This window comes from Streptomyces sp. NPDC001220 (assembly GCF_053597895.1).
In genome coordinates this window covers 171624-196466 of sequence record NZ_JBSFJE010000016.1, presented here as the reverse complement: position 1 = coordinate 196466, position 24843 = coordinate 171624, and the positions used below count along the sequence as shown (strand labels likewise).

The 24843-nt window shown below is 72.0% G+C and carries 26 protein-coding genes; 16 read left to right on the top strand and 10 right to left on the bottom strand.

Features of this window, described 5'->3' with window-relative positions:
- Positions 1-42: 42 nt before the first annotated feature.
- Positions 43-1707 (bottom strand): urocanate hydratase, encoded by a 1665-nt coding sequence (gene hutU / locus ACWDGI_RS33800; RefSeq protein WP_450765639.1) that lies wholly within the window; start codon positions 1705-1707, stop codon positions 43-45.
- Between the two features lie 164 nt (positions 1708-1871).
- Between hutU and ACWDGI_RS33795 the strand changes: the two genes are divergently transcribed.
- From ACWDGI_RS33795 to ACWDGI_RS33775, 5 genes are all read left to right on the top strand, one after another.
- The gene (locus ACWDGI_RS33795) at positions 1872-3299 is read left to right on the top strand and encodes a diaminopimelate decarboxylase (RefSeq protein WP_450765637.1); all 1428 of its coding nucleotides are present in this window, start codon (positions 1872-1874) and stop codon (positions 3297-3299) included.
- Between the two features lie 171 nt (positions 3300-3470).
- On the top strand, positions 3471-3860 hold the full coding sequence (locus tag ACWDGI_RS33790; RefSeq protein WP_360495101.1) for a hypothetical protein: 390 nt from the start codon (positions 3471-3473) through the stop codon (positions 3858-3860).
- Positions 3857-4648: a transcriptional regulator gene (locus ACWDGI_RS33785; RefSeq protein WP_450765635.1), complete on the top strand. Its 792-nt coding sequence runs from the start codon at positions 3857-3859 to the stop codon at positions 4646-4648. Before ACWDGI_RS33790 ends, ACWDGI_RS33785 begins: the two co-directional genes overlap by 4 nt.
- A gap of 31 nt (positions 4649-4679) precedes the next feature.
- On the top strand, positions 4680-5183 hold the full coding sequence (locus ACWDGI_RS33780) for a roadblock/LC7 domain-containing protein (RefSeq protein WP_450765633.1): 504 nt from the start codon (positions 4680-4682) through the stop codon (positions 5181-5183).
- Positions 5184-5204: 21 nt separating this feature from the next.
- Positions 5205-5579, top strand: coding sequence for a roadblock/LC7 domain-containing protein (locus tag ACWDGI_RS33775; protein ID WP_362729318.1), 375 nt, complete (start codon positions 5205-5207; stop codon positions 5577-5579).
- A gap of 17 nt (positions 5580-5596) precedes the next feature.
- Here the strand turns inward: ACWDGI_RS33775 and ACWDGI_RS33770 are convergent, their stop codons facing one another.
- From ACWDGI_RS33770 to ACWDGI_RS33760, 3 genes are all read right to left on the bottom strand, one after another.
- Positions 5597-6199 carry a hypothetical protein gene (locus tag ACWDGI_RS33770; protein WP_450765631.1) on the bottom strand — a complete coding sequence of 201 codons (603 nt, stop codon included), beginning with the start codon at positions 6197-6199 and terminating at the stop codon, positions 5597-5599.
- A 146-nt stretch (positions 6200-6345) separates the two neighbouring features.
- The gene (locus tag ACWDGI_RS33765; RefSeq protein ID WP_450765629.1) at positions 6346-7188 is read right to left on the bottom strand and encodes a MurR/RpiR family transcriptional regulator; all 843 of its coding nucleotides are present in this window, start codon (positions 7186-7188) and stop codon (positions 6346-6348) included.
- The gene (locus ACWDGI_RS33760; protein ID WP_450765750.1) at positions 7185-8693 is read right to left on the bottom strand and encodes an aromatic amino acid ammonia-lyase; all 1509 of its coding nucleotides are present in this window, start codon (positions 8691-8693) and stop codon (positions 7185-7187) included. Before ACWDGI_RS33760 ends, ACWDGI_RS33765 begins: the two co-directional genes overlap by 4 nt.
- Before the next feature lie 141 nt (positions 8694-8834).
- On the opposite strand from ACWDGI_RS33760, the gene ACWDGI_RS33755 reads away from it, so the two are divergent.
- From ACWDGI_RS33755 to ACWDGI_RS33730, 6 genes are all read left to right on the top strand, one after another.
- On the top strand, positions 8835-9869 hold the full coding sequence (locus ACWDGI_RS33755; protein WP_450765627.1) for an ABC transporter ATP-binding protein: 1035 nt from the start codon (positions 8835-8837) through the stop codon (positions 9867-9869).
- Entirely contained in the window at positions 9866-10507 is a 642-nt protein-coding gene (locus ACWDGI_RS33750; RefSeq protein ID WP_450765625.1) for an ABC transporter permease, read from the top strand. The genes ACWDGI_RS33755 and ACWDGI_RS33750 overlap by 4 nt, the downstream gene beginning before the upstream one ends.
- 1 nt (position 10508) lies before the next feature.
- Positions 10509-11171, top strand: a complete 663-nt coding sequence (locus tag ACWDGI_RS33745) for an ABC transporter permease (protein ID WP_450765623.1) — start codon at positions 10509-10511, stop codon at positions 11169-11171.
- 9 nt (positions 11172-11180) lie between these two features.
- On the top strand, positions 11181-12110 hold the full coding sequence (locus ACWDGI_RS33740; RefSeq protein ID WP_450765621.1) for an ABC transporter substrate-binding protein: 930 nt from the start codon (positions 11181-11183) through the stop codon (positions 12108-12110).
- A gap of 147 nt (positions 12111-12257) precedes the next feature.
- Positions 12258-12944, top strand: a complete 687-nt coding sequence (locus ACWDGI_RS33735; RefSeq protein ID WP_450765619.1) for a carbonic anhydrase — start codon at positions 12258-12260, stop codon at positions 12942-12944.
- A gap of 72 nt (positions 12945-13016) precedes the next feature.
- Positions 13017-13424 carry a hypothetical protein gene (locus ACWDGI_RS33730; RefSeq protein ID WP_450765617.1) on the top strand — a complete coding sequence of 136 codons (408 nt, stop codon included), beginning with the start codon at positions 13017-13019 and terminating at the stop codon, positions 13422-13424.
- A gap of 16 nt (positions 13425-13440) precedes the next feature.
- On the opposite strand, the gene ACWDGI_RS33725 is transcribed toward ACWDGI_RS33730, so the two are convergent.
- Positions 13441-14202, bottom strand: a complete 762-nt coding sequence (locus ACWDGI_RS33725; protein ID WP_450765615.1) for an SDR family oxidoreductase — start codon at positions 14200-14202, stop codon at positions 13441-13443.
- A 146-nt stretch (positions 14203-14348) separates the two neighbouring features.
- On the opposite strand from ACWDGI_RS33725, the gene ACWDGI_RS33720 reads away from it, so the two are divergent.
- Positions 14349-15221, top strand: coding sequence for a helix-turn-helix transcriptional regulator (locus tag ACWDGI_RS33720; RefSeq protein ID WP_450765613.1), 873 nt, complete (start codon positions 14349-14351; stop codon positions 15219-15221).
- Between the two features lie 377 nt (positions 15222-15598).
- On the opposite strand, the gene ACWDGI_RS33715 is transcribed toward ACWDGI_RS33720, so the two are convergent.
- Positions 15599-16990 (bottom strand): cystathionine beta-synthase, encoded by a 1392-nt coding sequence (locus ACWDGI_RS33715; protein ID WP_450765611.1) that lies wholly within the window; start codon positions 16988-16990, stop codon positions 15599-15601.
- Positions 16991-17140: 150 nt separating this feature from the next.
- Between ACWDGI_RS33715 and ACWDGI_RS33710 the strand changes: the two genes are divergently transcribed.
- The 3 genes from ACWDGI_RS33710 to ACWDGI_RS33700 all read left to right on the top strand — a co-directional run bounded on the left by ACWDGI_RS33710 (position 17141) and on the right by ACWDGI_RS33700 (position 20784).
- Positions 17141-18199, top strand: a complete 1059-nt coding sequence (locus tag ACWDGI_RS33710; protein WP_450765609.1) for an SGNH/GDSL hydrolase family protein — start codon at positions 17141-17143, stop codon at positions 18197-18199.
- Positions 18200-18448: 249 nt separating this feature from the next.
- A complete protein-coding gene (locus ACWDGI_RS33705; RefSeq protein WP_450765608.1) occupies positions 18449-19669 on the top strand; it encodes an acetyl-CoA C-acetyltransferase in 1221 nt (406 codons plus the stop codon).
- Positions 19670-19989: 320 nt separating this feature from the next.
- On the top strand, positions 19990-20784 hold the full coding sequence (locus tag ACWDGI_RS33700; RefSeq protein ID WP_450765606.1) for a hypothetical protein: 795 nt from the start codon (positions 19990-19992) through the stop codon (positions 20782-20784).
- A gap of 160 nt (positions 20785-20944) precedes the next feature.
- On the opposite strand, the gene ACWDGI_RS33695 is transcribed toward ACWDGI_RS33700, so the two are convergent.
- Positions 20945-21256 carry a hypothetical protein gene (locus tag ACWDGI_RS33695; RefSeq protein WP_382540931.1) on the bottom strand — a complete coding sequence of 104 codons (312 nt, stop codon included), beginning with the start codon at positions 21254-21256 and terminating at the stop codon, positions 20945-20947.
- 118 nt (positions 21257-21374) lie between these two features.
- Here ACWDGI_RS33695 and ACWDGI_RS33690 point away from each other — a divergent pair, with 118 nt between their 5' ends.
- On the top strand, positions 21375-21605 hold the full coding sequence (locus ACWDGI_RS33690) for a DUF4287 domain-containing protein (RefSeq protein ID WP_351706537.1): 231 nt from the start codon (positions 21375-21377) through the stop codon (positions 21603-21605).
- 75 nt (positions 21606-21680) lie between these two features.
- On the opposite strand, the gene ACWDGI_RS33685 is transcribed toward ACWDGI_RS33690, so the two are convergent.
- The 3 genes from ACWDGI_RS33685 to ACWDGI_RS33675 form a co-directional block, all read right to left on the bottom strand.
- Positions 21681-22541, bottom strand: a complete 861-nt coding sequence (locus ACWDGI_RS33685; RefSeq protein WP_450765604.1) for a Bax inhibitor-1/YccA family protein — start codon at positions 22539-22541, stop codon at positions 21681-21683.
- Positions 22542-22736: 195 nt separating this feature from the next.
- Complete coding sequence (locus ACWDGI_RS33680) at positions 22737-23915, bottom strand: 4-hydroxybenzoate 3-monooxygenase (RefSeq protein ID WP_450765602.1); 1179 nt, start codon at positions 23913-23915, stop codon at positions 22737-22739.
- Positions 23916-24150: 235 nt separating this feature from the next.
- The gene (locus ACWDGI_RS33675) at positions 24151-24825 is read right to left on the bottom strand and encodes a hypothetical protein (protein ID WP_450765600.1); all 675 of its coding nucleotides are present in this window, start codon (positions 24823-24825) and stop codon (positions 24151-24153) included.
- Between the last annotated feature and the right edge of the window lie 18 nt (positions 24826-24843).

Genomic DNA, 24843 nt, shown 5'->3' with positions numbered 1-24843 from the left:
CCCCCACCGGAGCGCTGCCGCTACGTCCACCCTCACGAGGATTCACGCGTCGTCGCCCTCACGCATCGGCACTCGCACGCCCCGCTCGTCGGCGACCGACTCCGCGATGTCGTACCCGGCGTCCACGTGCCGGATGACACCCATGCCGGGGTCGTTGGTCAGTACCCGGCGGATCTTCTCGCCGGCGAGCTTCGTACCGTCGGCCACCGTCACCTGCCCCGCGTGGATGGACCGCCCCATCCCCACCCCGCCGCCGTGGTGGATGGAGACCCAGGACGCACCCGAGGCCACGTTCACCATGGCGTTCAGCAGCGGCCAGTCGGCGATCGCGTCGGACCCGTCCAGCATGGCCTCCGTCTCGCGGTAGGGCGAGGCCACGGAGCCGCAGTCCAGGTGGTCGCGGCCGATCGCCAGCGGCGCCGCCAGCTCGCCGCTCGCCACCATGTCGTTGAACCGCTCGCCTGCCTTGTCCCGCTCGCCGTAGCCGAGCCAGCAGATACGCGCCGGCAGGCCCTGGAAGTGGACCCGCTCACCGGCCAGCTTGATCCAGCGGTGCAGGGACTCGTTCTCCGGGAACAGGTCGAGGATCGCCTTGTCGGTCTTGGCGATGTCGGAGGCCTCACCGGACAGGGCCGCCCATCGGAAGGGGCCCTTGCCCTCGGAGAAGAGCGGGCGGATGTAGGCGGGGACGAAGCCGGGGAAGGCGAACGCCCGCTCGTAGCCCGCCAGCTGCGCCTCGCCGCGGATGGAGTTGCCGTAGTCGAAGACCTCGGCACCGGCGTCCATGAAGCCGACCATGGCCTCGACGTGCTTGGCCATCGACTCCCGGGCGCGGGTCGTGAAGCCCGCCGGGTCCTTGGCGGCCGCGTCCGCCATGTCCTCGAAGGCCACGCCCACCGGCAGGTAGGCCAGCGGGTCGTGCGCCGAGGTCTGGTCGGTGACGATGTCGATGGGCGCGTTCATCGCGAGCAGCTGCGGGACCAGCTCGGCCGCGTTGCCGAGGACGCCGACGGAGAGCGGGCGGCGGGCGTCGCGGGCCTCGGTCGCCAGCTGGAGCGCGTGGTCGAGCGAGTCGGCCTTCACGTCCAGGTACCGGTGCTCGATGCGGCGCTCGATGGCGCGCGGGTCGACGTCGATACAGATCGCGACGCCGTCGTTCATGGTGACGGCGAGCGGCTGGGCGCCGCCCATGCCGCCGAGGCCGGCGGTGAGGGTGATGGTCCCGGCGAGGGTGCCGTTGAACTTCTTGGCGGCGACGGCGGCGAAGGTCTCGTAGGTGCCCTGGAGGATGCCCTGGGTGCCGATGTAGATCCAGGAGCCGGCGGTCATCTGGCCGTACATGGTCAGGCCGAGGGCCTCCAGGCGGCGGAACTCCTCCCAGTTGGCCCAGTCGCCGACCAGGTTGGAGTTGGCGATGAGGACACGCGGGGCCCACTCGTGGGTCTGCATGACGCCGACCGGGCGGCCGGACTGGACCAGCATGGTCTCGTCCTGCTTGAGGGTGCGCAGCGTGCGGACCATGGCGTCGAAGGAGCGCCAGTCGCGGGCGGCCTTGCCGGTGCCGCCGTAGACGACGAGCTTGTCGGGGTGCTCGGCGACCTCGGGGTCGAGGTTGTTCTGCAGCATCCGCAGGGCGGCTTCCTGCTGCCATCCCAGGGCGCTCAGTTCCGTACCGCGCGGCGCTCGTACGGGGCGGGGTCCTGACATGGTCTGCCTCCTAGCGAATGACGGCCAGTGAAGTGTTCCTGCGGTTATTCGGTTATTCACATCCTGGCTCGCTGAATAGAACTAGTCAATACATCGGTCCGCCAGCGCGGCCGCGTTCCGGGTGTTTCGCTGGACTTATGGGCCTTAAGGGTGCGGACGACGACATGTCGGGGGACGACGTGGCGGACGGCAGGACGGGCGGCGAAGTGGGCAGGGACGGTTGCGTGGACGACAGCGAGCGGGTGGTGCGGCGGGACGACGCCGTGCGGGCGGCGGTGGAGCAGGGACTGCTGGGGCCGGACGCGCCGATCGTAGGCCTGCTGGACGTGACCGGCATCCGAGCCTCGGCGGCGGCGCTGCGCCGGGCGTTCGAGGCGGTCGCGGCGCCCGGCACCCCGATCCTGCACGCCTTCGCGGTGAAGGCGAACCCGCTGGTGCCGGTGGTGCGGCTGCTGGCCGGGGAGGGCATCGGCGCCGAGGTGGCCAGCGCGGGCGAGCTGGCCCTGGCGCGGGCGGCCGGGGTGCCGGTGGAGCGGACGGTGTTCGACGCCCCCGCCAAGACCGAGGCGGAGCTGCGCGAGGCGCTGGCGCTGGGCGTCGCCGTGAACGCGGACAACCCGCAGGAGCTGACCAGGATCGACGCCCTGGTGACCGGCGCACCCGCGGGCGGCCTCCCCCGCTCACCCCTCGGGATCCGGGTGAACCCGCAGATCGGGGCCGGGAGCATCGGCGCCACCTCCACGGCGACGGCGACCTCGAAGTTCGGGGTGGGGCTGCGGGACGAGGGGGCGCGCGAGTGGGTCGTGCGGGCGTTCGGCGAGCGGCCGTGGCTGACGCGGCTGCACGCGCACATCGGTTCGCAGGGGATCTCGCTGTCGCTGCTGGCGCGGGGCGTGGCGGAGACCTACGCGCTGGCCGAGGAGATCAACGCGCGGATCGGGCGGCGGCAGATCGACACCCTCGACATCGGCGGCGGGCTGTCGGTCAACCTGGCGTCGGAGGTCACGCAGCCGACGTACGCGCAGTACGCGCGGCTGCTCGCGGAGGCGGTGCCGGGGCTGTTCGACGGGCGGTACGGGCTGGTGACGGAGTTCGGGCGGTCGCTGCTGGCCCGGCACGGCACGGTGGTGGCCCGGGTGGAGTACGCCAAGAGCTCCGGCGGACGGCGGATCGCGGTGACGCACGCGGGCGTACAGGTGGCGGCGCGGACGGTGTACGTGCCGGGGACGTGGCCGCTCAGGATCGCCGGGTACGACGGCAAGGGGCGCCCCAAGGAGGGGCCGCCGGTGGTGCAGGACGTGGCGGGGCCGGCCTGTTTCTCGGGCGATCTGCTCGCCGAGGGGCGCGCGCTCCCGGCGCTGGAGCAGGGGGACTACGCGGCCGCGCTGGACACCGGCGCGTACTACTTCGGCACCCACTACTCCTACAACTCCCTTGTCCGGCCCGGGGTTTACGGCTTCGCCCCGGACGGCGCCGGAGGCGTGGCGTTCGCCGTCGTACGGCGGCCGCAGACGGTCGCGGAGATCGTGGCCGAGTCCGGAGGGGCGCACGCCGACGCGCTCACCACCCTGCGCGCAACCGGAAGCCGTTGAGGGACCCGGGACAGAGGGATCAACTGGTGCGAAAAGCAGCTCAGTTGACCAACACTAGCCTGCCGTAAGCATGTTCCACTGGAAAATGCCAAACGCATCCCTCCCGTCGCACACGTTGCGTAGTGTCTGCGTCACTCAACCGGAGAGCCAGGCGGTGGGAGGGGAGCCACGGTGCCCGGAATCGACGAGTGCTTACTGGAAGCGATGCGACTGCCCGGTGCCCGGGGGGCCGCGTTGGTCGACTGGACGAGCGGACTGGCCCTGGGCACGGTCGGGGAGGCGCCCGGCGGTGACCACGAGACCACCGCCGCGGAGGCCGCCGAGCTGGCCCGGCTGGCCGCCGAGCACGGGGCGTTCAGCACGGAGGACGACACCGAGGTGAACCCTCCGGTGGAGGACCTGATCGTCAGCAACCGGGACAGCTACCACCTGCTGCGGTTCGTGGTCACGTCCTTCGACGCCACGGTGTTCCTGCATCTGTGGCTGGCCCGCGAGGACGGCAATCTCGCCCTCGCCCGGATCCGGCTCGGCGAGATGGCCGAGCGGCTGGTGCTGGGATGACCGTGGTCGACATACCTCCGCCGCTGCCGGTCCGGGACCGGGCGGCCCCGCCCGACGGAGTGGCCGGCGCGCTCTCACCGATGCTGATACGTCTCGCCGAGGAGCGGGCCACCGGTGTCCTGGTCCGCGAGCACGGCACCCTGCACCTGGCCGAGGGCCGCGTGGTGCACGCCGAGAGCCCGCTCGCCCCTGGCCTCGACGTGCTCCTCACGGCCCACGGCACGCTCGACGCGGCGGTCTGGCCCTGGACCGACGACATACCCGCCGCGATGCACCGGCTGCTCGACGCCGGTCTGCTGCCGAAGGGGGCCCTGGAACTGTGCCGCCTCGGCGCGCTGTACGACGCCGGGTTCTTCGCGCTCGCGCCCAGCAGCACCCCGGGGCGGTTCCGGTACGGCGACCCGGCCGCCGCCGGCCCGTTCCCGGCGGTCCCCGCCGCCGCACTGGAACGCGAGACCCTGCGCCGCCGCGAGCTGCTGTACCGGATCTGGCCCGACCCGTCGACGGACGGCACCCCGCTGATCCGTGCCGACCCGGTCGCGGCACCGCCGGTCACCCAGCGCCAGCGGGCGGTCCTGGGCCGGGTGGACGGCGTCCGCACGGCCCCGGAGATCGCCCGGGAGCTGGGCCGGCCGGCCTTCCACACGCTGGTGGACATACGGCGGCTGGCGGCGGCCGGGCTCCTCGCCCCGAGGAGCAGCACGGCCGCACCGCCCCGGCTCCCCCCGGTCACCGACCCCGACATCGCGCTGCTGAAGAGGCTCAGGGATGCGCTGGAGGCCCTTTGAACGGCACCGCCCCGCCGAGAGGAGACAGCTGATGGCGGCAGAACCCGGCAGCTCCGGCAGAGAGGCCGTCCTCGACGAACTACGCCGGTTACGCACCCGGATGCCCCAGCTCACCGGCGCCCTCGCGGCCGGCGTCGACGGCCTGGTCGTCGCGCACGACTGCCCGGGCGTCGACCCGGAGGGACTCGCCGCCCTCACCGCGGCCGAGCTCGGCGTCGCCGTGCGGGTCTCCGACGCCACCGGCAAGGGGGAGCTCAGGGAGCTGCTGGTACGCGGCGAGGACGGCTATGTCGCCACCTACGCGGCCGGCCGCAGCGCCGTGCTCACCCTGCTCGCCGAGGACCGGGTGAACGTCGGCCGGCTCCATCTGGAGGGCCGCCGGGCCGCCGCCCGGATCGGCGAGCTGGTCGACGCCGCCGAGGCCGCCGCCAAGGCCATGCGCCCCGCCCGCACAGCAGCCACACGGACCAGATCCACGCGCACGCCTCGTACCAGCACCACTACCGACGCGCGCACCGCAGCAACCGACAGTTGAGTTGAAAGGAAACAGAGAGTCATGGCCAACACCGAAACCGCGCTGAAAGAGGCCCTCACCTCCATCGAGGGTGCCACCGGCGTCGCGCTCGTCGACTACACCACCGGCATGGCGCTGGGCACGATGGGCGGCAGCAAGACCTTCGACCTGAACGTGGCCGCCGCCGGCAACACGGACGTGATCCGCGCCAAGATGCGCACCATGGAGCACCTGGGGCTCAAGGGCGAGATCGAGGACATCCTGATCACGCTCTCCTCCCAGTACCACCTGATCCGGCTGATCAAGGGCCGGGGCGGCAACGGCCTCTTCCTCTACCTGGTGCTGGACATCAACCGGTCCAACCTGGCGATGGCCCGGCACCAGCTGAAGAAGATCGAGGAAGACCTGGAGGTCTGACCCCCCGGGTCCCGGAGTCACACCAGCGCCGCGGTGCGGCGGCGGGCCCCGCCCGGGGCCGCGTCGCCCGCCGCGATGCCGGTACCGCGGTACGCCCTGACGGCCTTGCCGGCCGGGCGTCCGCCGCGCCCGTCGAGCCAGTCCACGCGCAGCCACACCAGCTGCTCCCCGTCCCGCTCCCGGCGGCCCAGCCAGGCCGCCTTCAGCCGCAGCCCGGTGCCGGTCCCGGCGAGCAGCATGCCCCCGGCGGCCGGCACCGCGAAGGCGCTGCCGAGCGCGACGGCCCAGGCCAGCAGCAGCCACCAGCGGTGCCCGCGGCGCCAGTTCCGCACGGTCACCGCCCGGTCCTGGAGCACATCGTGCTTGCCGGCCCGGGCGGCCCCGCGCAGCAGCGCGGTGTACCGCTTGCGGCGGGTGAGCGCCACGACGGCGGCGCCGACGATGAACAGCGCGGCCCCGGCCATGACGCCGATCCGGCGTCCGGTGATCCCCTCGGGCAGCACGCCGATCCCGGCCGCGAACACCCCGAACCACCACAGCGGGGCGGCCCCGGCCCGTACGACCACGGCCACCCGGGCCAATCCCTGCCCGCCCCGTGTCCCTCGTCCCGCACGCGCCATGTCCGCAGCCTCCTCGCCCGTATCGGCCCAGTCGGTCCGTAGGGCGGGACGCTAACCAGTCAACGTGAGACGAGTCTTAAAGCCGCCCGTTCGACGAGCCGGTCGCTCGACATGCCGGTCGCTCGACAGGCGTCCGACCGGGCGGGCTATTCGACGAACAGCCCCAGGGTCGTCGCCCGCGCGTCGAACTCCTCCAGGCGGGCCTGCGCGTCCGGCAGGTCGTCGGCCATGGCCTCCAGGAGCACCCGGCCCAGCAGCATCGGCGCGCACGCCGTGTCGAAGGCGAGCCCGGTGCCGACGGCGGCCGGCAACAGCAGGTCGGAGACCTTGGCCACGGGCGCGAAGGCGGAGTCGGCGACGGTCACGACGGTCAGCCCGGCCGTCTTCGCATAGCCGAGGGTGTCCACGACCTCGCGCGGATGCCGGGGCAGCGCGAAGCACAGCAGCGCCGTCGCGCCCGCCCTTACGGCGGCGTCGATGCGGTCGTGGATCATCGTGCCGCCCTCGTTGAGCAGCCGGACGTCCGGGTGCACCTTGGCGGCGAAGTAGGCGAAGCCGTAGGCCTGCGAGGCGGCGGCGCGCAGCCCGAGCACCGGCAGCGGCCGGGACGCGGCCAGCAGCCGGCCGGCCTGCTGCACCGGGCGCGGGTCGGCGAGCACCTCGGCGAGGTGCCGCAGGTTCTCGATCTCGGCCTCGACGGCCTGCTGGTACTCGTTGTACGAGCCGTTGCCCGCCGCCTGTTCGGCGGGCACCACCTCGCGCAGGTGCTTGCGCAGCGCCGGGTAGCCGTCGAAGCCCAGGGCGACCGCGAACCGGGTCACGGACGGCTGGCTGACCCCGGCCAGTTCGGCCAGCTCCACGCTGGACAGGAAGGGCACGTCGGCGGCGCGCCGCACCATGCTGTGCGCGATGCGCCGCTGGGTCGGCGTGAGCCGGTGCCCCTCGAAGAGCGCCTGCAACCGTGTCGCAGGGCTGTCGGTCACGTTCATGACGTGCTCCCCCTCCAGATGTCCGTGAACCGGTCGAGCAGCCCGGCCGCCGCCGTGACGTCGTCCGTGAGCGGCCGGTCGGCCGGGTCCGACTCGAGGACCGCCTCGGCGAGCTCCAGCGCCAGCCCCACCCCCAGCCCGGGTTCGGGCTTCAGGTCGCGCTGGCGCAGCGCCCGTACGGCGGCGACGAGTTCGCAGCCGACCACCAGACGGTACGCACGACAGGCGCGCAGCGTTTGACGGGCGGCGAGCGAGGCGAAACTGGCCTGCTCCTCGACGCCTCGGGAGAGTACAGCGTGCCCGAGGGAGGCGGGCGCGGAGAAGGCGCGCAGATCGCCGAGGGCGGCGCCGGCGGCGTACTCCAGGATCATCACGCCGGAGGAGGCGGGCTCCGGGTCGGCGAGGAAGGGGCGCAGGCGGGTGAAGGCGGGCTCGTTGAGGGAGGAGAGCCGGGAGGTGGACAGGCGCGCGACCTGGGTGACGGCGAGCCGGAAGTGGTCGAGCGCGAGGGCGAGTTGGGCCTGGTAGAAGCCGCCGTGGTGGTAGGCGGCGAGGTCCTCGGACGAGATGAGGGGGTTCTCGGCGGCCGCGTTGATCTCGATCGCGAGGACCTGTTCCAGGGCGTCGGCGGCGTCCAGCGCGGGGCCGTGGATCTGGGGCAGGCAGCGGAAGCCGTAGGGGTCCTGGATACGGCCCAGCGGCGGGGTGGGCCGGTCGGCGGCGCCGATCAACTCCCGCATCCGGCGGGCGGCTTCGACACTGCCCCGGTGCGGGCGGGCCGCGTGCACGGGGGCCGCGTAGGCCTCGTGGGAGCCGTCGACGGCGAGCAGCGACAGGGCCGCCACCACCTGGGTGGCCTCGATCAGCCCGCGCAACTCGTGCAGGGCGAGCGCCGACTGACCGAGGGTGAGGGCGTTGCTGCTGATCAGGGCGAGGGCGTCGTTGTTGTCCAGCGGCTGGGGGTCCGGGGCCTTCTCACCCCGCCAGGGGTGCTCCCCGGCCAGCGCCAGCCCCACCTGGGCCAGTGCGGCGATGTCGCCGGTGCCGACCGAGCCGAACTCGTTGACGACCGGGTGGGCCCCCGCCTCCAGCGCCTCGCACAGGGCGGTGACGACACTCGGCCGCAGTCCCGCGCCGCCCGCCAGCAGCTGGTTGGCCCGCACCGCGAGCATCGCGCGCACCTGCCGGGCGGGCAGTTCCTCGCCGATCGCCCCGGCGTGGCTGCGCAGCAGCCGCAGTCCGTGTCCGGCGGCGGCCTCGGTGGGCACGTCCTCGTTCCGGTTGGCGCCGACGCCGGTCGAACGGCCGTAGACGCGGCCGGTCGCGGCGATCTGCCGGGCGGCGTTCCAGGACTCCTCCGCACGGCGCATCCCGTCCGTGCCGGGGACCGGCCGGGCGGCGCCGTCGGCGAGTCGTACGACATCCTCGACGCCCATTCCGATGCCGTCGAGGATCACCAGGCCGGAATGTTCTGTTCCGGGTGCGTCCACGATGCGAGACGACAACACGCCCAAACTCCCCTCAATCCGGACACCCGGTCTTGCGTTGCGGTCATCCGTTACCTCGGATTAACGCCAGACCGTTGACAAGCTATTCACCTACGAAGAACTCTGCATGACGTTATACAGCCGGGCAAGGGACATCTCATGATCCAGTTCGACGCGGTCCACAAGCGCTTCCCCAACGGCACGACAGCAGTCCACGATCTCTCCCTGGAGATGCCGGAGGGCGGGGTGACCGTCCTGGTCGGCTCCTCCGGCTGCGGCAAGACCACCACCCTGCGAATGATCAACCGGATGGTGGACCCGACCTCCGGCACCATCCGGGTCGGCGGCAAGGACATCCTCGACCAGGACGCGGCCGAACTGCGCCGCTCCATCGGGTACGTCATCCAGCAGGCCGGGCTCTTCCCGCACCGCACGGTGCTCGACAACATCGCCACCGTCCCGCTGCTGCTCGGCTGGAACCGGAAGAAGGCCCGCGCCCGCGCCGCCGAACTCCTTCAGACCGTGGGCCTCGCCGCCGACTCCGGCAAGCGGTACCCGCACCAGCTCTCCGGCGGCCAGCAGCAGCGCGTCGGCGTGGCACGCGCCCTCGCCGCCGACCCGCCGGTGCTGCTGATGGACGAGCCGTTCGGCGCGGTCGACCCGGTGGTCCGCGCCCAGCTGCAGGACGAACTGCTCCGGCTCCAGAAGGAGTTGAACAAGACCATCGTCTTCGTCACGCACGACATCGACGAGGCGGTCCGGCTCGGCGACCGGATCGCCGTCTTCCGCACCGGCGGCCATCTCGTCCAGTGCGCGCCGCCCGCCGAGCTGCTGGCCCGCCCCGCCGACGACTTCGTCGCCGACTTCCTGGGCGCGGAGAGGGGACTGAAGCTGCTGTCCCTCAAGACCCTCGCCGACGTCCCGCAGGGCCCGGCACCCCAGGGCGACTGGACCCTCGCGCTCGACCCGGCGGGCAAGCCCCTGCACTGGCGGTCCGAGGAGGCCGAACTCCCGCTGCGCCCCCTCAAGGACGGCGACTCCCTGCTGGCGGCGCTCGACGAGTCGATCGCCTCCCCCACCGGGCTCGTGGCCAGGGTCGACGCGGACGGCGTCCTCACCGGCGTCTCGTCCCGCGACGACATCCACGCGCACGCCGGCCAGGCGCACACCGAGGCCCGGGTGGTGGCGGCATGACCATCGACTGGTCGTGGATAGGCGACCACACCGACGACCTCGCCGGCCTCACGTTCTCCCATCTCCAGGCGGCGATGACCGCGGTCCTCCTCGGCCTGCTGATCTCGCTCCCGCTCGCGGTCCTCGCCCACCGGGTCCGCCCGCTGCGCGGCTTCCTGCTCGGCCTGTCCAACGTGCTCTTCACGATCCCCTCGATCGCGATCTTCGTCCTGCTGCTGCCGATCAGCGGCCTGACCCGCACCACCACGGTCATCGGCCTCACCGTCTACACGCTGGTCGTGCTGTTGCGGAACACCGTCGAGGGCCTGGACTCGGTCCCCGCGAAGACCAAGGAGGCGGCCAAGGCGATGGGCACCCGCCCGCTGCGGACCCTCCTCACGGTCGAGTTCCCGCTGGCCCTCCCGGTGATCATGGCGGGCGTCCGGATCGCCACGGTCATGTCCATCTCGCTGGTGAGCGTCGCCACCTACATCGGCGACGGCGGCCTCGGCCAGCTCTTCACCGACGGCTTCCAGCGCGACTTCCCGACCCCGGTGATCGCGGGCGTGGTGCTCACGATCCTGCTCGCGGTGGTCGCCGACGCCCTGCTGGTGGCCCTCCAGTACGTCCTCACCCCGTGGCGAAGGAGGCGGGCCTGAGATGTTCGAGCTGTTCAAGAACCTCGGCACCTGGCTGACCAGCGGCTCCCAGTGGGCCGGCCCGGACGGCATCGGCCACCGGCTCGCCGAGCACCTCCAGTACTCGCTCCTCGCGACCCTGATCGCGGCCGCGATCGGCCTCCCGATCGGCCTGCTGATCGGTCACACCGGCAAGGGCGCGTTCGTCGCCATCAACCTGGCGTCCTTCGGCCGCGCGCTGCCCACCGTCGGCCTGGTCGTCCTGGTCTTCCTGGCCGGCGGCCTGTCGATGCTGCCGGTGTACGTGGCGCTGGTCGCCCTCGCCGTACCGGCGATCGTCACCAACACCTACGCCGGGATGACGGCCGTCGACCCGGACGTCCGCGACGCCGCCCGCGGCCAGGGCATGCGCGGCCACCAGGTCCTCCTCCAGGTCGAGCTGCCGCTGGCGCTCCCGCTGATCATGACGGGCCTGCGTCTCGCGCTCATCCAGGTCGTGGCCACCGCGACCATCGCCGCCTACGTCTCCTTCGGCGGCCTCGGCCGCTACGTCTTCGACGGACTCGCCCAGCGCGACCTCGTCCAGGTGCTCGGCGGCGCGGTCCTGGTCGCGGTCGTCGCCATCGTCCTGGACCTGCTGCTGAGCAGCCTCCAGCGCTTCCTCTTCCGCCACCGCACCGCCTAGGGACCCCAGATGAACCGACGTACGCTCCTCGGTGGCCTCCTCGCAGCGGCCTCCGTGCCCGCCCTCTCCGCCTGCTCCAGCGGTATCACCTCCCTGAACGAGAGCGGCGGCTCGGCCGCCGGCGGCGGCTCCAGCAAGAGCGGGATCACCATCGGCACCGCCAACTTCACCGAGAACCAGGTGCTCGGCTACCTCTACGCGGCCGCCCTCAAGGCCGCCGGCGTGAAGGTGAAGGTCCGCCCCAACCTCGGCACCAGGGAGATCGTGATCCCCGCGCTCGAGGCCGGCGACATCGACCTGCTGCCCGAGTACCAGGGCGCCCTGCTCAACTACCTGGCCCCGAAGGACACCTCGGCGGACCCGGGCACCATGCAGAACGCGCTGGCGATCGCCCTGCCCAGCGGCCTCCAGGTCCTCCCCTACGGGCAGGCGGCCGACTCCGACTGCTTCGTCGTCACCCGGGCGACCGCGCGGAAGTACGGCCTGACCTCGCTGGCCGACCTGACCAAGCAGAACGGCAGGCTGGTCATCGGCGCGGCGCCCGAGGTGAAGAAGCGCCGGGTGGGCGCCATCGGCCTCCAAGACGTGTACGGCGTCCAGTTCAAGGAGTTCAAGTCGCTGGACTCGGACGGGCCGCTGGTCAAGGGCGCCCTGAAGAAGGGCGACGTGGACGTGGCGAACCTCTTCACCACCGACACCGACATCGCCGCCAACGACTGGGTGGTGCTGACCGACCCGAAGAACCTGATCCCCAGCCAGCACATCGTTCCGCTGATCGCCGACCGCAAGGCCGACGCCACGGTCCGCAAGGCCCTCGCCCGGCTCGGCAACCTCCTCACCACCGAGCAGCTCACCCAGCTCAACAGCCAGGTGGACAACGACAAGAAGGACCCGGAGGACGTGGCGGACGCCTACGCCGAGCAGCACGGGCTGACCTGATCACGAAGCCGTATCGCACGGTCGATGAGCCGATGACGGAAGTACCAAATGTCCGCAAACAGGCACACGGAGTAACCATGCGTGTGCTTACGGTGAGGAGGTGTCAGCAGCACCGCACCGGAACTCTGTGAACTCTGGGGAAGCGTCATGGCCTCGAACCGCAGGGCCTTTCTGACCGCCACCGCAACCGCAACCGCCGTCGGCGCCCTGGCCGTCGCCCCCACCCCGGCGACGGCCGGCACCGGCCGACCGCACTCCCCCGCGCCGGCCACCGCCGACGCCGCACTGGACGAACTCCTCGCCGGCAACCGGCGCTACGCGGCCGGCCGGCCGCGTCACCCGCACGACATCGTCGGCCACCGCCGGCTGCTGGCCGGCGGCCAGCACCCGTTCGCCGTCGTCCTCGGCTGCATCGACTCCCGGGTCGTCCCCGAGCTGGTCTTCGACCAGGGTCTCGGTGACCTGCTGTGCATAAGGACGGCCGGGCAGGTGCTGGACGAGGCCGTGCTCGGCTCGATCCAGTACGGCGTGGAGGAACTGCGCGTCCCGCTGGTCGTGGTGCTCGGCCACGAGCGCTGCGGGGCCGTCGCCGCCACCCTCGCCCGGCTGCGCACCGGCGCGCCCGTCCCCGGCCACCTGGAACTGCTCGTCGAGGAGATCTCCCCGGCCGCCCGCCGCACCAGGGCGCTGCCCGGCGACTGGGCCGAGCACACCATGCGGGCGCACACCGCGTGGGTGCGGGACGCGATCCGGGCGGACCCCGCGTTCGGCGGGGCGTCGGTGGTGGCGGCCCGGTTCGACCTGGACAGCGGGCTGGTGTCGCTGCTGCCCTGAGGGCGGGCCCCCGGAGAATTGCGGGGGCTTACCCCAGTGCGGCGGGCGTCCCGGCTCCCTACCGTGGGCTCCATGACGGACGCGCATGACACCGACCTGAAGAAGGAACTCGACGCCACCCTGCACGCCCGCAGGGAACTGGGGCCCGAGTACGAGTCGGAGCTGGCCGACTCCTTCCTGGAGAAGATCGACCAGCGCATCGACGGCGCCGTGGAGCGCCGGCTGCGCAGGACCCTGGCCGAGCAGCAGCTCCAGGCGGCCCGGAGCACGCGGCGCGGCAAGGGCACCGACTCCTGGGGAGAGCGGTTCGGTTTCGCGATCGTCTCGCTGGTGCTGGCGGTCCCGCTGTCGGCGCTCGGCGGCACGTTCGGCGGCACGACCGGCCTGATCGCCACCTGGCTCGGCATCGTCGGCGTGAACATGGCCCAGGCGGTCCGCGTCAACCCGGGCATGTTCCACCGCCCCGACCGCGACAACTGACCCGCGGCCCCGCGGGTCACACCTGCCGGGTCGGCAGCACCATGACCTGGCGCAGGTTGACGTGGCGGGGCCGGCTCGTCACATAGCCCACCAGGTCGGCGACGTCCTCGGCGGCCAGCGAGCCCATTCCCTCGAGCATGCCGCCCAGCTGCTCCCGCAGTTCGGCCGACCCGATGTGGTCGGCCAGTTCGGTCTCCGTCAGCCCCGGCTCGACGTTGGTGACCCGCACGTCACGCGGCCCGAACTCGGTGCGCAGCAGCTGCGAGAGGTGGGTGACGGCGGCCTTGGTGGCGCCGTACACCGCGTAGGTGGGGAAGACGGCGTGCGCGCCGATCGACGACACGTTGACGAGGTCGGCGGTGCGGCCCTCGGCGGCCGCCGCCACCAGGTCCCCGGTGAAGGCCCGCAGCACCCGCAGCACTCCGGTCACATTGGTGTCGATCATGCGCTGCCACTCGTCGAGCCGGCCGTCGTCGACCGGGTTGGGCAGCATCACACCGGCGTTGTTGACGACGAGGTCGACGGTCCCGAAGGCCTCGTGCACGGCGTCCGCAGCCGCCTGTACGGACGCGTCGTCGGTGACGTCCGCGGTGACGGCGAGGGCCTGACCGCCGTTCGCCCGGATCTTCGCCACGACCGTCTCCAGCCGGTCCGCGCGCCGGGCCAGCAGGGCCACCCGGGCACCCGACCCGGCGAGCCGCAGGGCGACGGCCGCCCCGATCCCGCTGGCGGCTCCGGTGACGACGGCGGTACGGCCGGACAGGTTGTCGTACGACATGAGGTACTCCCTGGTCAGTGCCGCCGGGCCGGTCCCGGTGGCGTGTCTCCACCCTCGCCGGGGCCGGGCGCCCTACCCAGGGATGCGTTTTTCCTGGGTCTGGCAGAACCAGGCTGGAAGGCCGCCGCTCCCCTACGATCGAACCTATGGACGGGGACCTCGGAGACTTTCTGCGCTCGCGCCGCGCCCGGATCCGGCCCGAGGAGGTGGGGCTGCCCTCGCACGGACGGCGCCGGGTGCCGGGCCTGCGCCGCGAGGAAGTGGCACAGCTGGCGGGCGTGAGCGTCGACTACTACATCCGGCTGGAACAGGGCAGAGGGCCCGGAGGCCCGTCCCGGACGAAGTCCGGGGGAGTCTCCGACGCGGTGCTGGACGCCATCGCCCGCGTCCTGCGCCTGGACGAGACCGAACACGCGTATCTGCGGACGGTGGCCCGCCCGGGCAGGAACACCAGGCGCGCCGGGCATCCCGCCGGCCCGCGTGTGCGCCCCGGTGTGCAGCTGCTGCTGGACGGCATGGACCGGACGCCGGCGTTCGTTCTGGGCCGCCGGATGGACGTGCTCGCCTGGAACGCGCTCGGCGACGCGGTGAACGGCTTCAGCGCGCTGGCCCCGGCCGAGCGCAACGTGCCGCGCCAGGTCTTCCTCGACCCGGCGGCCGAGGACTTCTACCCCGACTGGGCGGCGGTCGCGGCCCAGACCGTGGCGAACCTGCGGATCGACGCGGGCCGCCACCCCGACGACCCGCGCATGGCCACGCTGATCGGCGAACTGTCCCTGAAGAGCGCGGACTTCCGCCGGCTGTGGGCGGACCACGAGGTCAAGGAGTGCGCGTACGGCGTGAAGCGCATCCAGCACCCGGTGGCCGGACTGCTCACCCTCCCCTACGAGACCCTCACGGTCCCGACGGCCCCGGACCAGACGCTCGTGGCGTACACCCCGGAACCGGGCTCGGAGACGGAAGAACGGCTTGCGCTGCTCGGCAGCTGGAAAGCGACGACGGCCGCAACCAGTAACTGAGGAACCACGCCGGCGAGCAACCACGTCCGCGAGAGCGGCGCCGGTTCAGGCACGAGAAGTGGCGCGGGGACCGCCGCACCCCCGTTACCGGGGGGCGGGACGACGGCGGTCCCCGCGAGGGACATGGACCGGGTCAGGGCCGGGTCGCACGTCCAAGCGTCCATGGAGGTCCGGGAGCCGCTCCGGAGGTCCTTGGACGTTCGGTGCCGGCCGGGGCGGGGAGCCGCTCCCGCCCTGCCGACACCCACCAATGTGCCGGACCCGTGTTAAGCGTGTGCTGCGTGGACGTGACACGCTCGTACCACTTCCGCGAAGTCCATCGCTTGGACGGAGGACGGCAAGTTCCCCGGCGTCACGGCCGGTTCACCGGACGTTCGCTAGTGCTTGCCGCCCTTGGCGAGAAACGCCAGCAGGTCCTGCCGGCTGACGACGCCCTTGGGCTTGCCCTCGACGAGGACGATCGCCGCGTCCGCCGCGCCCAGCACCGACATCAGGTCGCCGACCGGCTCACCGGAGCCGACCTGCGGCAGGGGCGCGCTCATGTGCTTCTCCAGCGGGTCCTGCAGGGAGGCCCGCTTGCTGAACAGCGCGTCGAGCAGCTCGCGTTCGACGACCGAGCCGACGACCTCGGCGGCCATCACGTCCGGGTGGCCGGCGCCCGGCTTGACGACCGGCATCTGCGAGACGCCGTACTCGCGCAGCACCTCGATGGCCTCCCCGACGGTCTCCTCCGGGTGCATGTGGACGAGGGAGGGGATGGAGCCGCCGGCCTTGTCGCTCAGCACGTCGGCGACGCGGGCGCTGGGGCCCTCGTCCTCCAGGAAGCCGTAGTCGGCCATCCACTCGTCGTTGAAGATCTTGCTGAGGTAGCCGCGGCCGCTGTCCGGCAGCAGGACGACGACGACGTCGTCCGGGCCGAGCCGCTCGGCCACCCGCAGCGCGGCCACGACCGCCATGCCGCAGGAGCCGCCGACCAGGAGGCCCTCCTCCTTGGCCAGCCGCCGGGTCATCTGGAAGGAGTCCTTGTCGGACACCGCGACGATCTCGTCGGCGACGGTCCGGTCGTAGGCGGTCGGCCAGAAGTCCTCACCGACGCCCTCGACGAGGTACGGCCGCCCGGACCCGCCGGAGTACACGGAGCCCTCCGGGTCCGCGCCGATCACCTGGACCCGGCCGTCGCTGGCGTCCTTCAGGTAGCGGCCGGTGCCGGAGATGGTGCCGCCGGTGCCCACGCCCGCCACGAAATGGGTGATCTTCCCCTCCGTCTGCTCCCACAGCTCGGGGCCGGTCGAGTGATAGTGCGAAAGGGGGTTGTTCGGGTTGGAGTACTGGTCCGGCTTCCAGGCGCCGGGGGTCTCCCGGACGAGCCGGTCGGAGACGTTGTAGTACGAGTCCGGGTGCTCGGGGTCGACGGCGGTGGGGCAGACGACCACCTCGGCGCCGTACGCCCGCAGCACGTTGATCTTGTCGGTGCTGACCTTGTCGGGGCACACGAAGATGCACTTGTACCCCTTCTGCTGGGCCACGATCGCCAGCCCCACCCCGGTGTTTCCGCTGGTCGGCTCGACGATGGTGCCGCCGGGCTGGAGCTCCCCGCTCTTCTCGGCGGCCTCGATCATCCGCAGGGCGATGCGGTCCTTCACGGAACCGCCCGGGTTGAAGTACTCGACCTTGGCGAGCACGGTGGCCTGGATGCCCTGGGTGACGCTGTTGAGCCTCAGCAGCGGGGTGTTGCCGACGAGGCTGATCATCGAGTCGTGGAATCGCACCGTTGTCTCCGGTTGCTTTCAAAAGAAGTGGTCCTGGTGGTGCCGCCAGCCTAAGGCCCGCTCCACAGGTTCACTCACCGTTGAGATTGGCGGACGGCCGGTACGGGGCAAGGAGTGGATGTACGGGCAACGAGGAGGTGGCGGCGACGTATGTCGAGCATGTCTAGGGCACGGGTGGCCCGGCGGATCGCGGCCGGGGCGGCGTACGGCGGAGGCGGGATCGGGCTGGTCGGCGCGGCCGCGGTGGGCCTGGTGCTGGCCGAGGTCCGGATGGCCAGGACCCGGGTGAACAACGGCAACAGCGGCGGCCGGGTACCGGCGGCGAACGGCCGCTACGGCGACGCGTACGGAACCGGCGAGCCCCCGCTGCGCCTGACGATGCTCGGCGACTCCACGGCGGCGGGGCAGGGTGTGCACCGGGCCGCGCAGACGCCGGGCGCGCTGCTGGCATCGGGCCTCGCGGCAGTGGCCGAACGTCCGGTCGAGTTCACCAACGTGGCCCTGCCCGGCGCCCAGTCCGACGACCTGGACCGCCAGGTGGCGCTGGTCCTGGGCTCGGCCTCGCCGGCCCCCGACGTCTGCGTGATCATGATCGGCGCCAACGACGTCACCCGCCGCATGCCGCCGACCCGCTCGGTGCGTCATCTCTCGGCGGCGGTACGACGGCTGCGCACCGCGGGCGCGGAGGTGGTGGTCGGCACCTGTCCGGACCTGGGCACGATCGAGCCGGTACGGCAGCCGTTGCGCTGGCTGGCCCGGCGGGCGTCGCGCCAGCTGGCGGCCGCCCAGACGATCGGCACGGTGGAGCAGGGCGGCCGCACGGTGTCGCTGGGCGACCTGCTGGGCCCCGAGTTCGCCGCGAACCCCCGCGAGCTCTTCGGCCCCGACAACTACCACCCCTCGGCGGAGGGCTACGCCACGGCGGCGATGGCGGTGCTCCCCACGGTCTGCGCGGCCCTCGGTCTGTGGCCGGCGGAGGAGGAGCGCCCCGACGTCACCCGCCGCGAGGGCTTCCTCCCGGTCGCCCGTGCGGCGGCGGAGGCCGCGGCGGAGGCCGGCACGGAGGTCACGGCGGCGATGCCGACGGGGCCGCGGGGACCGTGGGCCCTGCTGAAACGCCGCCGGCGCCACCAGGTCGACGAGCCGCCCGCCCTCCCGACCGACCCGGATTCCGAGGAGGCGAGGTCGCGGGCGGGTACCACCGACTAGGGAGACGGTGGGGTGGGCGCGGCTGTGTCACCGGCAAGCGCGCCCGCGCTGTAGCGCCCCTTCAGGGGCGCGGGGAACTGCGCGAACGGCCACGACGGCGCCGCGGACGGACGACTGGACCGCCGACGCAGAAAAGCAAGCGCTTAGAAAGTGCGGCCAGTGTCACACCGCGGCACCGGTGACCGATGACATACGTGCGGGTAACTTCCCAAGCAGCCCTGCCAATCCCCGCGTCACTGGAGCCGTGAGATGCCCGAAGCAGTCATCGTCTCGACCGCCCGTTCCCCGATCGGCCGTGCCGTCAAGGGCTCCCTGAAGGACCTGCGCCCCGACGACCTCACCGCGACGATCATCCAGGCCGCCCTCGCCAAGGTCCCCGAGCTGGACCCCAGGGACATCGACGACCTGATGCTCGGCTGCGGCCTCCCCGGCGGTGAGCAGGGCTACAACCTCGGCCGGATCGTCGCCGTGCAGATGGGCATGGACCACCTCCCCGGCTGCACCATCACCCGTTACTGTTCCTCGTCCCTCCAGACCAGCCGCATGGCGCTGCACGCCATCAAGGCCGGCGAGGGCGACGTGTTCATCTCGGCCGGTGTCGAGACGGTCTCCCGGTTCGTCAAGGGCAGCTCCGACGGCCTCCCGGACACCACCAACCCGATCTTCGCCGAGGCCCAGGCCCGTACCGCCGCCACCGCCCAGTCCACCGGCTCCACCTGGCACGACCCGCGCGAGGACGGCCTGGTCCCCGACCCGTACATCGCGATGGGCCAGACCGCCGAGAACCTGGCCCGCGTCAAGGGCGTCACCCGCCAGGACATGGACGAGTTCGGCGTCCGCTCCCAGAACCTCGCCGAGGAAGCCATCAAGAACGGCTTCTGGGAGCGCGAGATCACCCCGGTGACCCTCCCCGACGGCACGGTGGTCAGCAAGGACGACGGCCCGCGCGCCGGCGTCACCCTGGAGGGCGTGGCCGGCCTGAAGCCGGTGTTCCGCCCCGACGGCCTGGTCACGGCCGGCAACTGCTGCCCGCTCAACGACGGCGCCGCCGCCGTGATCATCATGTCCGACACCAAGGCCCGCGAGCTCGGCCTGACCCCGCTCGCCCGGATCGTGTCGACCGGCGTCACCGGCCTCTCCCCGGAGATCATGGGCCTCGGCCCGGTGGAGGCCTCGCAGCAGGCCCTGCGCCGCGCCGGCCTGACCGTCGACGACATCGACCTGTTCGAGATCAACGAGGCGTTCGCCGCCCAGGTGATCCCCTCCTACCGCGACCTGGACATCCCGCTGGAGAAGCTGAACGTGAACGGCGGCGCCATCGCCGTCGGCCACCCCTTCGGCATGACCGGCGCCCGGATCACCGGCACGCTCATCAACTCCCTCCAGTTCCACGACAAGCAGTTCGGTCTGGAGACGATGTGCGTCGGCGGCGGCCAGGGCATGGCGATGGTCATCGAGCGCCTGAGCTGAGCCACCGCGGGGCCTCCGGGTGAACCCCGAGTGAACCCCCCCTGCCTGATCCCTGAGTGACCGTCACGGGACCCACCGTGACGCCACGGCCCGGTGTTCGAGAAAACTCCGAACACCGGGCCGATTTGTGATCCAATCTCCCCCAGGATGTGACCTATCTCCCTCTGCGGGTATATCACCGCAGGTCAGCTGGGTCGCCCCAGTAAACCCGAGGGTCAAAGTCCTGTCCCTTTCGTGACGTTACGCACTGACAGCTTGATAGTCCGCCCTTCAAGCTGATGTAGGAAGTCGGGGGTCGACTTTGAACCGGGAGTACGTCAGTGAGCGCCATGCCGATCGCCTTGCTGCTCACCACGGCCGCCACGGGCGCCGTGGGCGTCGCTGTCCTGCGCAGTGTTCTGAAGCTGCGCCGTCAGGTCGCCGAGCTGCACACCCAGCTTGCCCAGAACCAGGCCGCCGCGATGCGCGCGCTGCTGCCGGCCGCCCGCAGCCATGCGGACGCCGAGCAGATACGGGCCGCCGTGGCCGAGGCGCTGGCCGAGGAGCGGGAGCGGGAGCTGGCCGAGGCGCGGGCCTTCTGGGCCGCGCAGGAGGTGCGTGACGCCTCCGACACGCCTTCGCTGCTGGGCCTGGCGGACGGTGAGCCGTTCCTGCCCCGGCACAGCGACTTCGTGGGTCTGGAGCCGGTCGCCGAGCAGGCGACGGAGGCCGACGACTTCGCCGGGGGCGGCGCCACCGAGTCGCCGGAGCTGGCCGCGGCCCGCCGCCGGCACCCGTCCCACCCGGACTTCGTGCCCGTGCAGTCGCCGGTGGTGAACGACCACGAGCGCACGGTCGCGACGCTGGAGCAGCTGGCCGAGTCCCAGGTCGAGCTCTCCGACGTCCGCCCCGGGCCGCTGGGCACGCTGGACGTCTATGTCTTCGCCGACGGCACGACGCTGTGCATGACGCCGGGGCACCGGGAGACGGCGGAACGGCTGGCCGCGGCGCTGAGCGCGGGCGAGACGCCGTACCTGCTGGGCGGGTCCGGGATCTCCGGCGCCTACACGCTGACGTTCGCGTGCGGCGAGGAGAACGTGTACATCCTGGCGGACCGGGTCATAGCGTCGCTGTGAGCCGTTGAGGGTGCGTGGTCGGGTGCGGGTGCGATGTGGCTGGTCGCGCAGTTCCCCGCGCCCCTGAAGGGGCGCTTGCCGCAACGTCCTGCCCTTAAGGGGCGCGGGGAACTGCGTGAGCAACGCCCACGCGCCCGCACCCGCCGACACACCGCCGCCCTCACACCCCCGCCCTCTTCTGCGCCTCCTCCACCAGGCGCACCGCGTCCCCCACCTCCGCGTCGCTCTCCAGGACCACCGCCAAGTCGTTCCCGGCCACCGTGATTTGGTCGGCGACCGCGAACATCCCCGCGTCCGGCATCTCCCGGGCCTCGCCGCCCGGCTCCTCGACATCCTGCGCCCAGTCGGCCAACTGCCTGGCCAGCGCCAGCGCCTCCGCGGCCGCCCCCCTCTGCAGCCGACTCTGCGGCGCAGCCCTCAACTTGTCGGCGAAATGCTCCACGGCACGGGTAAGAGGCGTCGTATCAACCACGCCGTGAGCGTAACGCCTGACGTCGGCTGTCCTGTCCTGACTGTTGCCAACACGCCAACACTCAGGCACGGTGACGTGAAGGACCGGCTACAACCCCCTTTGCGCACCGGAGGCGCCGATGTCCCAAGTCTTCTCCGAGGAGACCCATCGCAACATGCTCGCCCGCATCCCCCATTGCACCGGTCGTGAAGTGTCCGACTGGCTGCGTACCGTGGCCGAAGGCCCGTCCCTCTTCCGCTTCGAGGAGAAGGTCAGCTGGCTCCGCCACGAGCACAACCTCGCGTACGGCCACGCGAAGGCGTTGATCCACGAGTACGACCTGAGGAGGGCCGCGCGCAAACTTCTCTAGGCGCGCACAGACGAGGAAGGGCCCCGGGAGTCCCGGGGCCCTTCTCGGCTCTCTTGCGGCCGAAGGCCGTGACCGCTAGTCGTTGCTGCTGAAGATCGCCACCAGGCGCAGCATCTCGACGTAGATCCACACCAGGGTCAGGGTGAGGCCGAACGCGGCCAGCCAGGCCTCGTTCTTCGGGGCGCCGTACGCGATGCCGTCCTCGATCTGCTTGAAGTCGAGGGTCAGGAAGAACGCGCCGAGCAGGATCGCGATGATGCCGACGATCGCACCGAGCGGACCGAAGCTGCGCAATCCGCCGTTCTCGGCGACGCCGAACGCGACCAGCAGCAGGTTGACCGCCATCACCAGTACGAAGGCGATGGCGATGGCCATGCCGACGCGGGCGTAGCGGGCCGTGACGCGGATCCAGCCGGCCTTGTAGACCAGCAGGGTCGCGGCCGTGACCGCCATGGTGCCGAGCACCGCCTGGAACGGGGCGCCGCTCCACCGGCTGTTGTACATCTCGCTGATCACGCCGAGGAAGACGCCCTCGAAGGCGGCGTATCCCAGGATCAGCGCGGGCACCGGGGTGCGCTTGAAGCTCTGGATCAGGGCCAGGACCATCGCCACGATCGCGGAGCCGAAGGCCAGGCCGTAGCTGGTGCTGGAGACCGGCAGCAGGGCCCAGGCGAGGGCCGCGCCGACGGCGACCGTGCCCAGCGTCATCGCCGAGCGCAGGACCACGTCGTCCATGGTCATCCGGCCGGTGGTGGCCGGGGCCTGCGGCGGGGCGCCCTGCTGGACGTCCTGCTGGGCGTAGGGGTTGTTCGCGTACGGGTTCTGCGCGTAGGGGTTGCCCTGTGCGTACCCGGCCTGCGGCGCGGTGTTGAAGCCCGCGTAGCCGTTGTCGCGGCTGAACCCCCGTCGCGAGAAGACCGGGTTACTGCTCCTCATTTCGCTCCTCCATGGCCACGGTGCGTGGCCTTGGCGTCAAGAGTAATGGATTGGCAAAAGAACGACCCTCGTACCTGGGGAGGATCTTTCCCTCGTCGTGCTGCGCAACACGCTACGCGGACCCCTCATTCCCGGCCATGGAGGGCTTCATTCCATGACCGGGTCGCTACACGGCCGGAACCGGCCCGAGATGCCTCAGGCGTCCAGCGGGAACCCCGTGTACGCCTCCGCCAGGTCGGTCTCGGCCGCCCGGCAGGAGGCGATCCGGCCGAGCCGGGCCAGCTGGAGCCGGGCGTCGAAGGGGGTGTCCCCGGGGCCGCGGTGTAGCAGGGTCGTCATGTCGTACGAGAACCGCTCGGCCTGCCAGACCCGGCGCAGGCAGGTCGCCGAGTAGGTCTCCAGGAGCTCGGGCGAGCCCGTCTCCTTCTCGTGGGCGAGGGCGCGGGCGAGGGTGACGACGTCACCGACGGCGAGGTTCAGCCCCTTGGCACCGGTCGGCGGCACGATGTGGGCGGCGTCCCCGGCGAGGAAGACCCGGCCGTGCCGCATGGGCTCGTGGACGTACGACCTCATGGGTGTGACCGACTTCTGGGCGATCGGCCCGCGCGCCAGGCGCCAGTCGTCGTCGGTCTCCAGGCGCCGTTCCAGCTCGTCCCAGATCGCCTCGTCGGTCCAGTCCTCGGCGTCCGTGCCGGCCGGGACCTGGAGGTAGAGGCGGGAGACGGAGGGGGAGCGCATCGACAGGAGGGCGAAGCCGCGGTCGTGGCGGGCGTAGACCAGTTCGTCGTGGGAGGGGGCGACATCGGCGAGGATGCCCAGCCAGGCGTAGGGGTAGGTGCGCTCGAACACCCGGGAGAGGGAGTCGGGGAACGCGCCGCGGGCCACCCCCCAGAAGCCGTCGCAGCCGACGACGTACGTGCACTCCAGCACGTCCTCCCGCCCCTCGTGCCGGAACCGCACCCGCGGCCGCTCGCTGTCGGCGCCCTCCACGGCCAGCGCCTCCGCTTCGAAGAGCAGCGGGCCGCCCTCCTTGAGCTGGAGGGCGATGAGGTCCTTGCAGACCTCGGTCTGGGCGTAGACCGTCACGGACCGCCCGCCGGTGAGCCCGGGGAAGTCCACGCGGTGGCGCTGTCCGGCGAACCGCAGCTCGATGCCGTCGTGGCGCAGGCCCTCGCGGTCCATCCGCTCCCCGGCGCCGGCCGCGCGCAGCACGTCCACCGTGCCCTGCTCCAGGATCCCGGCGCGCTGGCGGTGTTCCACGTAGCCGCGGTCGCGGCCCTCCAGGACGACCGAGTCGATGCCGGCGTTGTGCAGCAGCCGGGCGAGCAGGAGCCCGGCGGGTCCGGCTCCGATGATGCCGACGGTGGTGCGCATCGGTCGTTCCTTCCGTGGACGGGGCGTCGTCGCCCGTTGCGGAGACTGCGGCGTTCACCTGGTTCGCCTGTTCGTCTGGTGAAATTTCCTTCACCCTGTTCTCCCGAGTCTCCGCCCGCACCTACCCCCTGTCAATGGACGCGCCCGAGCTCCGGCGGCGCGCGCGGCCGGCCGCCCGGTCCGCCGGAGGCGGTGGTGGGCCGGGCGGCCGGTGCGCGGAGCGGTGGAGCGGGGGTCAGCGACCCGGCCAGCCGTCCAGGTGGCGGTGCAGGGTGACATCGGTGCGCGGGTCGCCCTTCGGGGCGTTCGCGACCGCGTCGTGCAGGACGGTGGTGACCTCGGCGGCCAGCCCGTCGGCCTGTGTGCGCAGCTCGTCGGCGGGCAGCGTGGAGCGGCTCAGCTCGTCGAGCCGGCGGTGGATGTCGCCGAGCTTGCCCCGCGCGGTGGCGTCGAGCAGCAGCGGGTTGGGCGTGGCGACCACGAACTGGTAGGCACCGGCCAGGGTCTGGCAGCCCGTGCACTCCTTGTTGGCCGCGTCGCTGAGGTTCACCGCGTTCAGCCGCGTGTGCTCCCCGGCGACCGTGACGATCTGGAAGGACAGCGCCACCGAACGGCAGTGGTCGTCCGCCGAGCAGCCGGCCGAGACGGCGTTGGCCTGGTTGCGTACGGCGGCGGCGTTGACCTTGCCGAACTGACGGACCGTGAACGAGTCCCGGACCTGGGTGTGGTGGCCGCGGTCGGCGTGGCTGAAGACATGGTCGGAGGCGACCGCGGCGTGCGGCACGGCGGTGGCCGCCTGTGCGGGCAGGGCGGTGGCCGCGCCGGCGACCCCGGCGGCGAACAGGCCGATCCGGACGGCCCGCCGGGTGAGCGGACCTGAGGTGGTGCGTGGTTTTCGGTGACTGCTCATGGATGCTCCTGTGCTTCT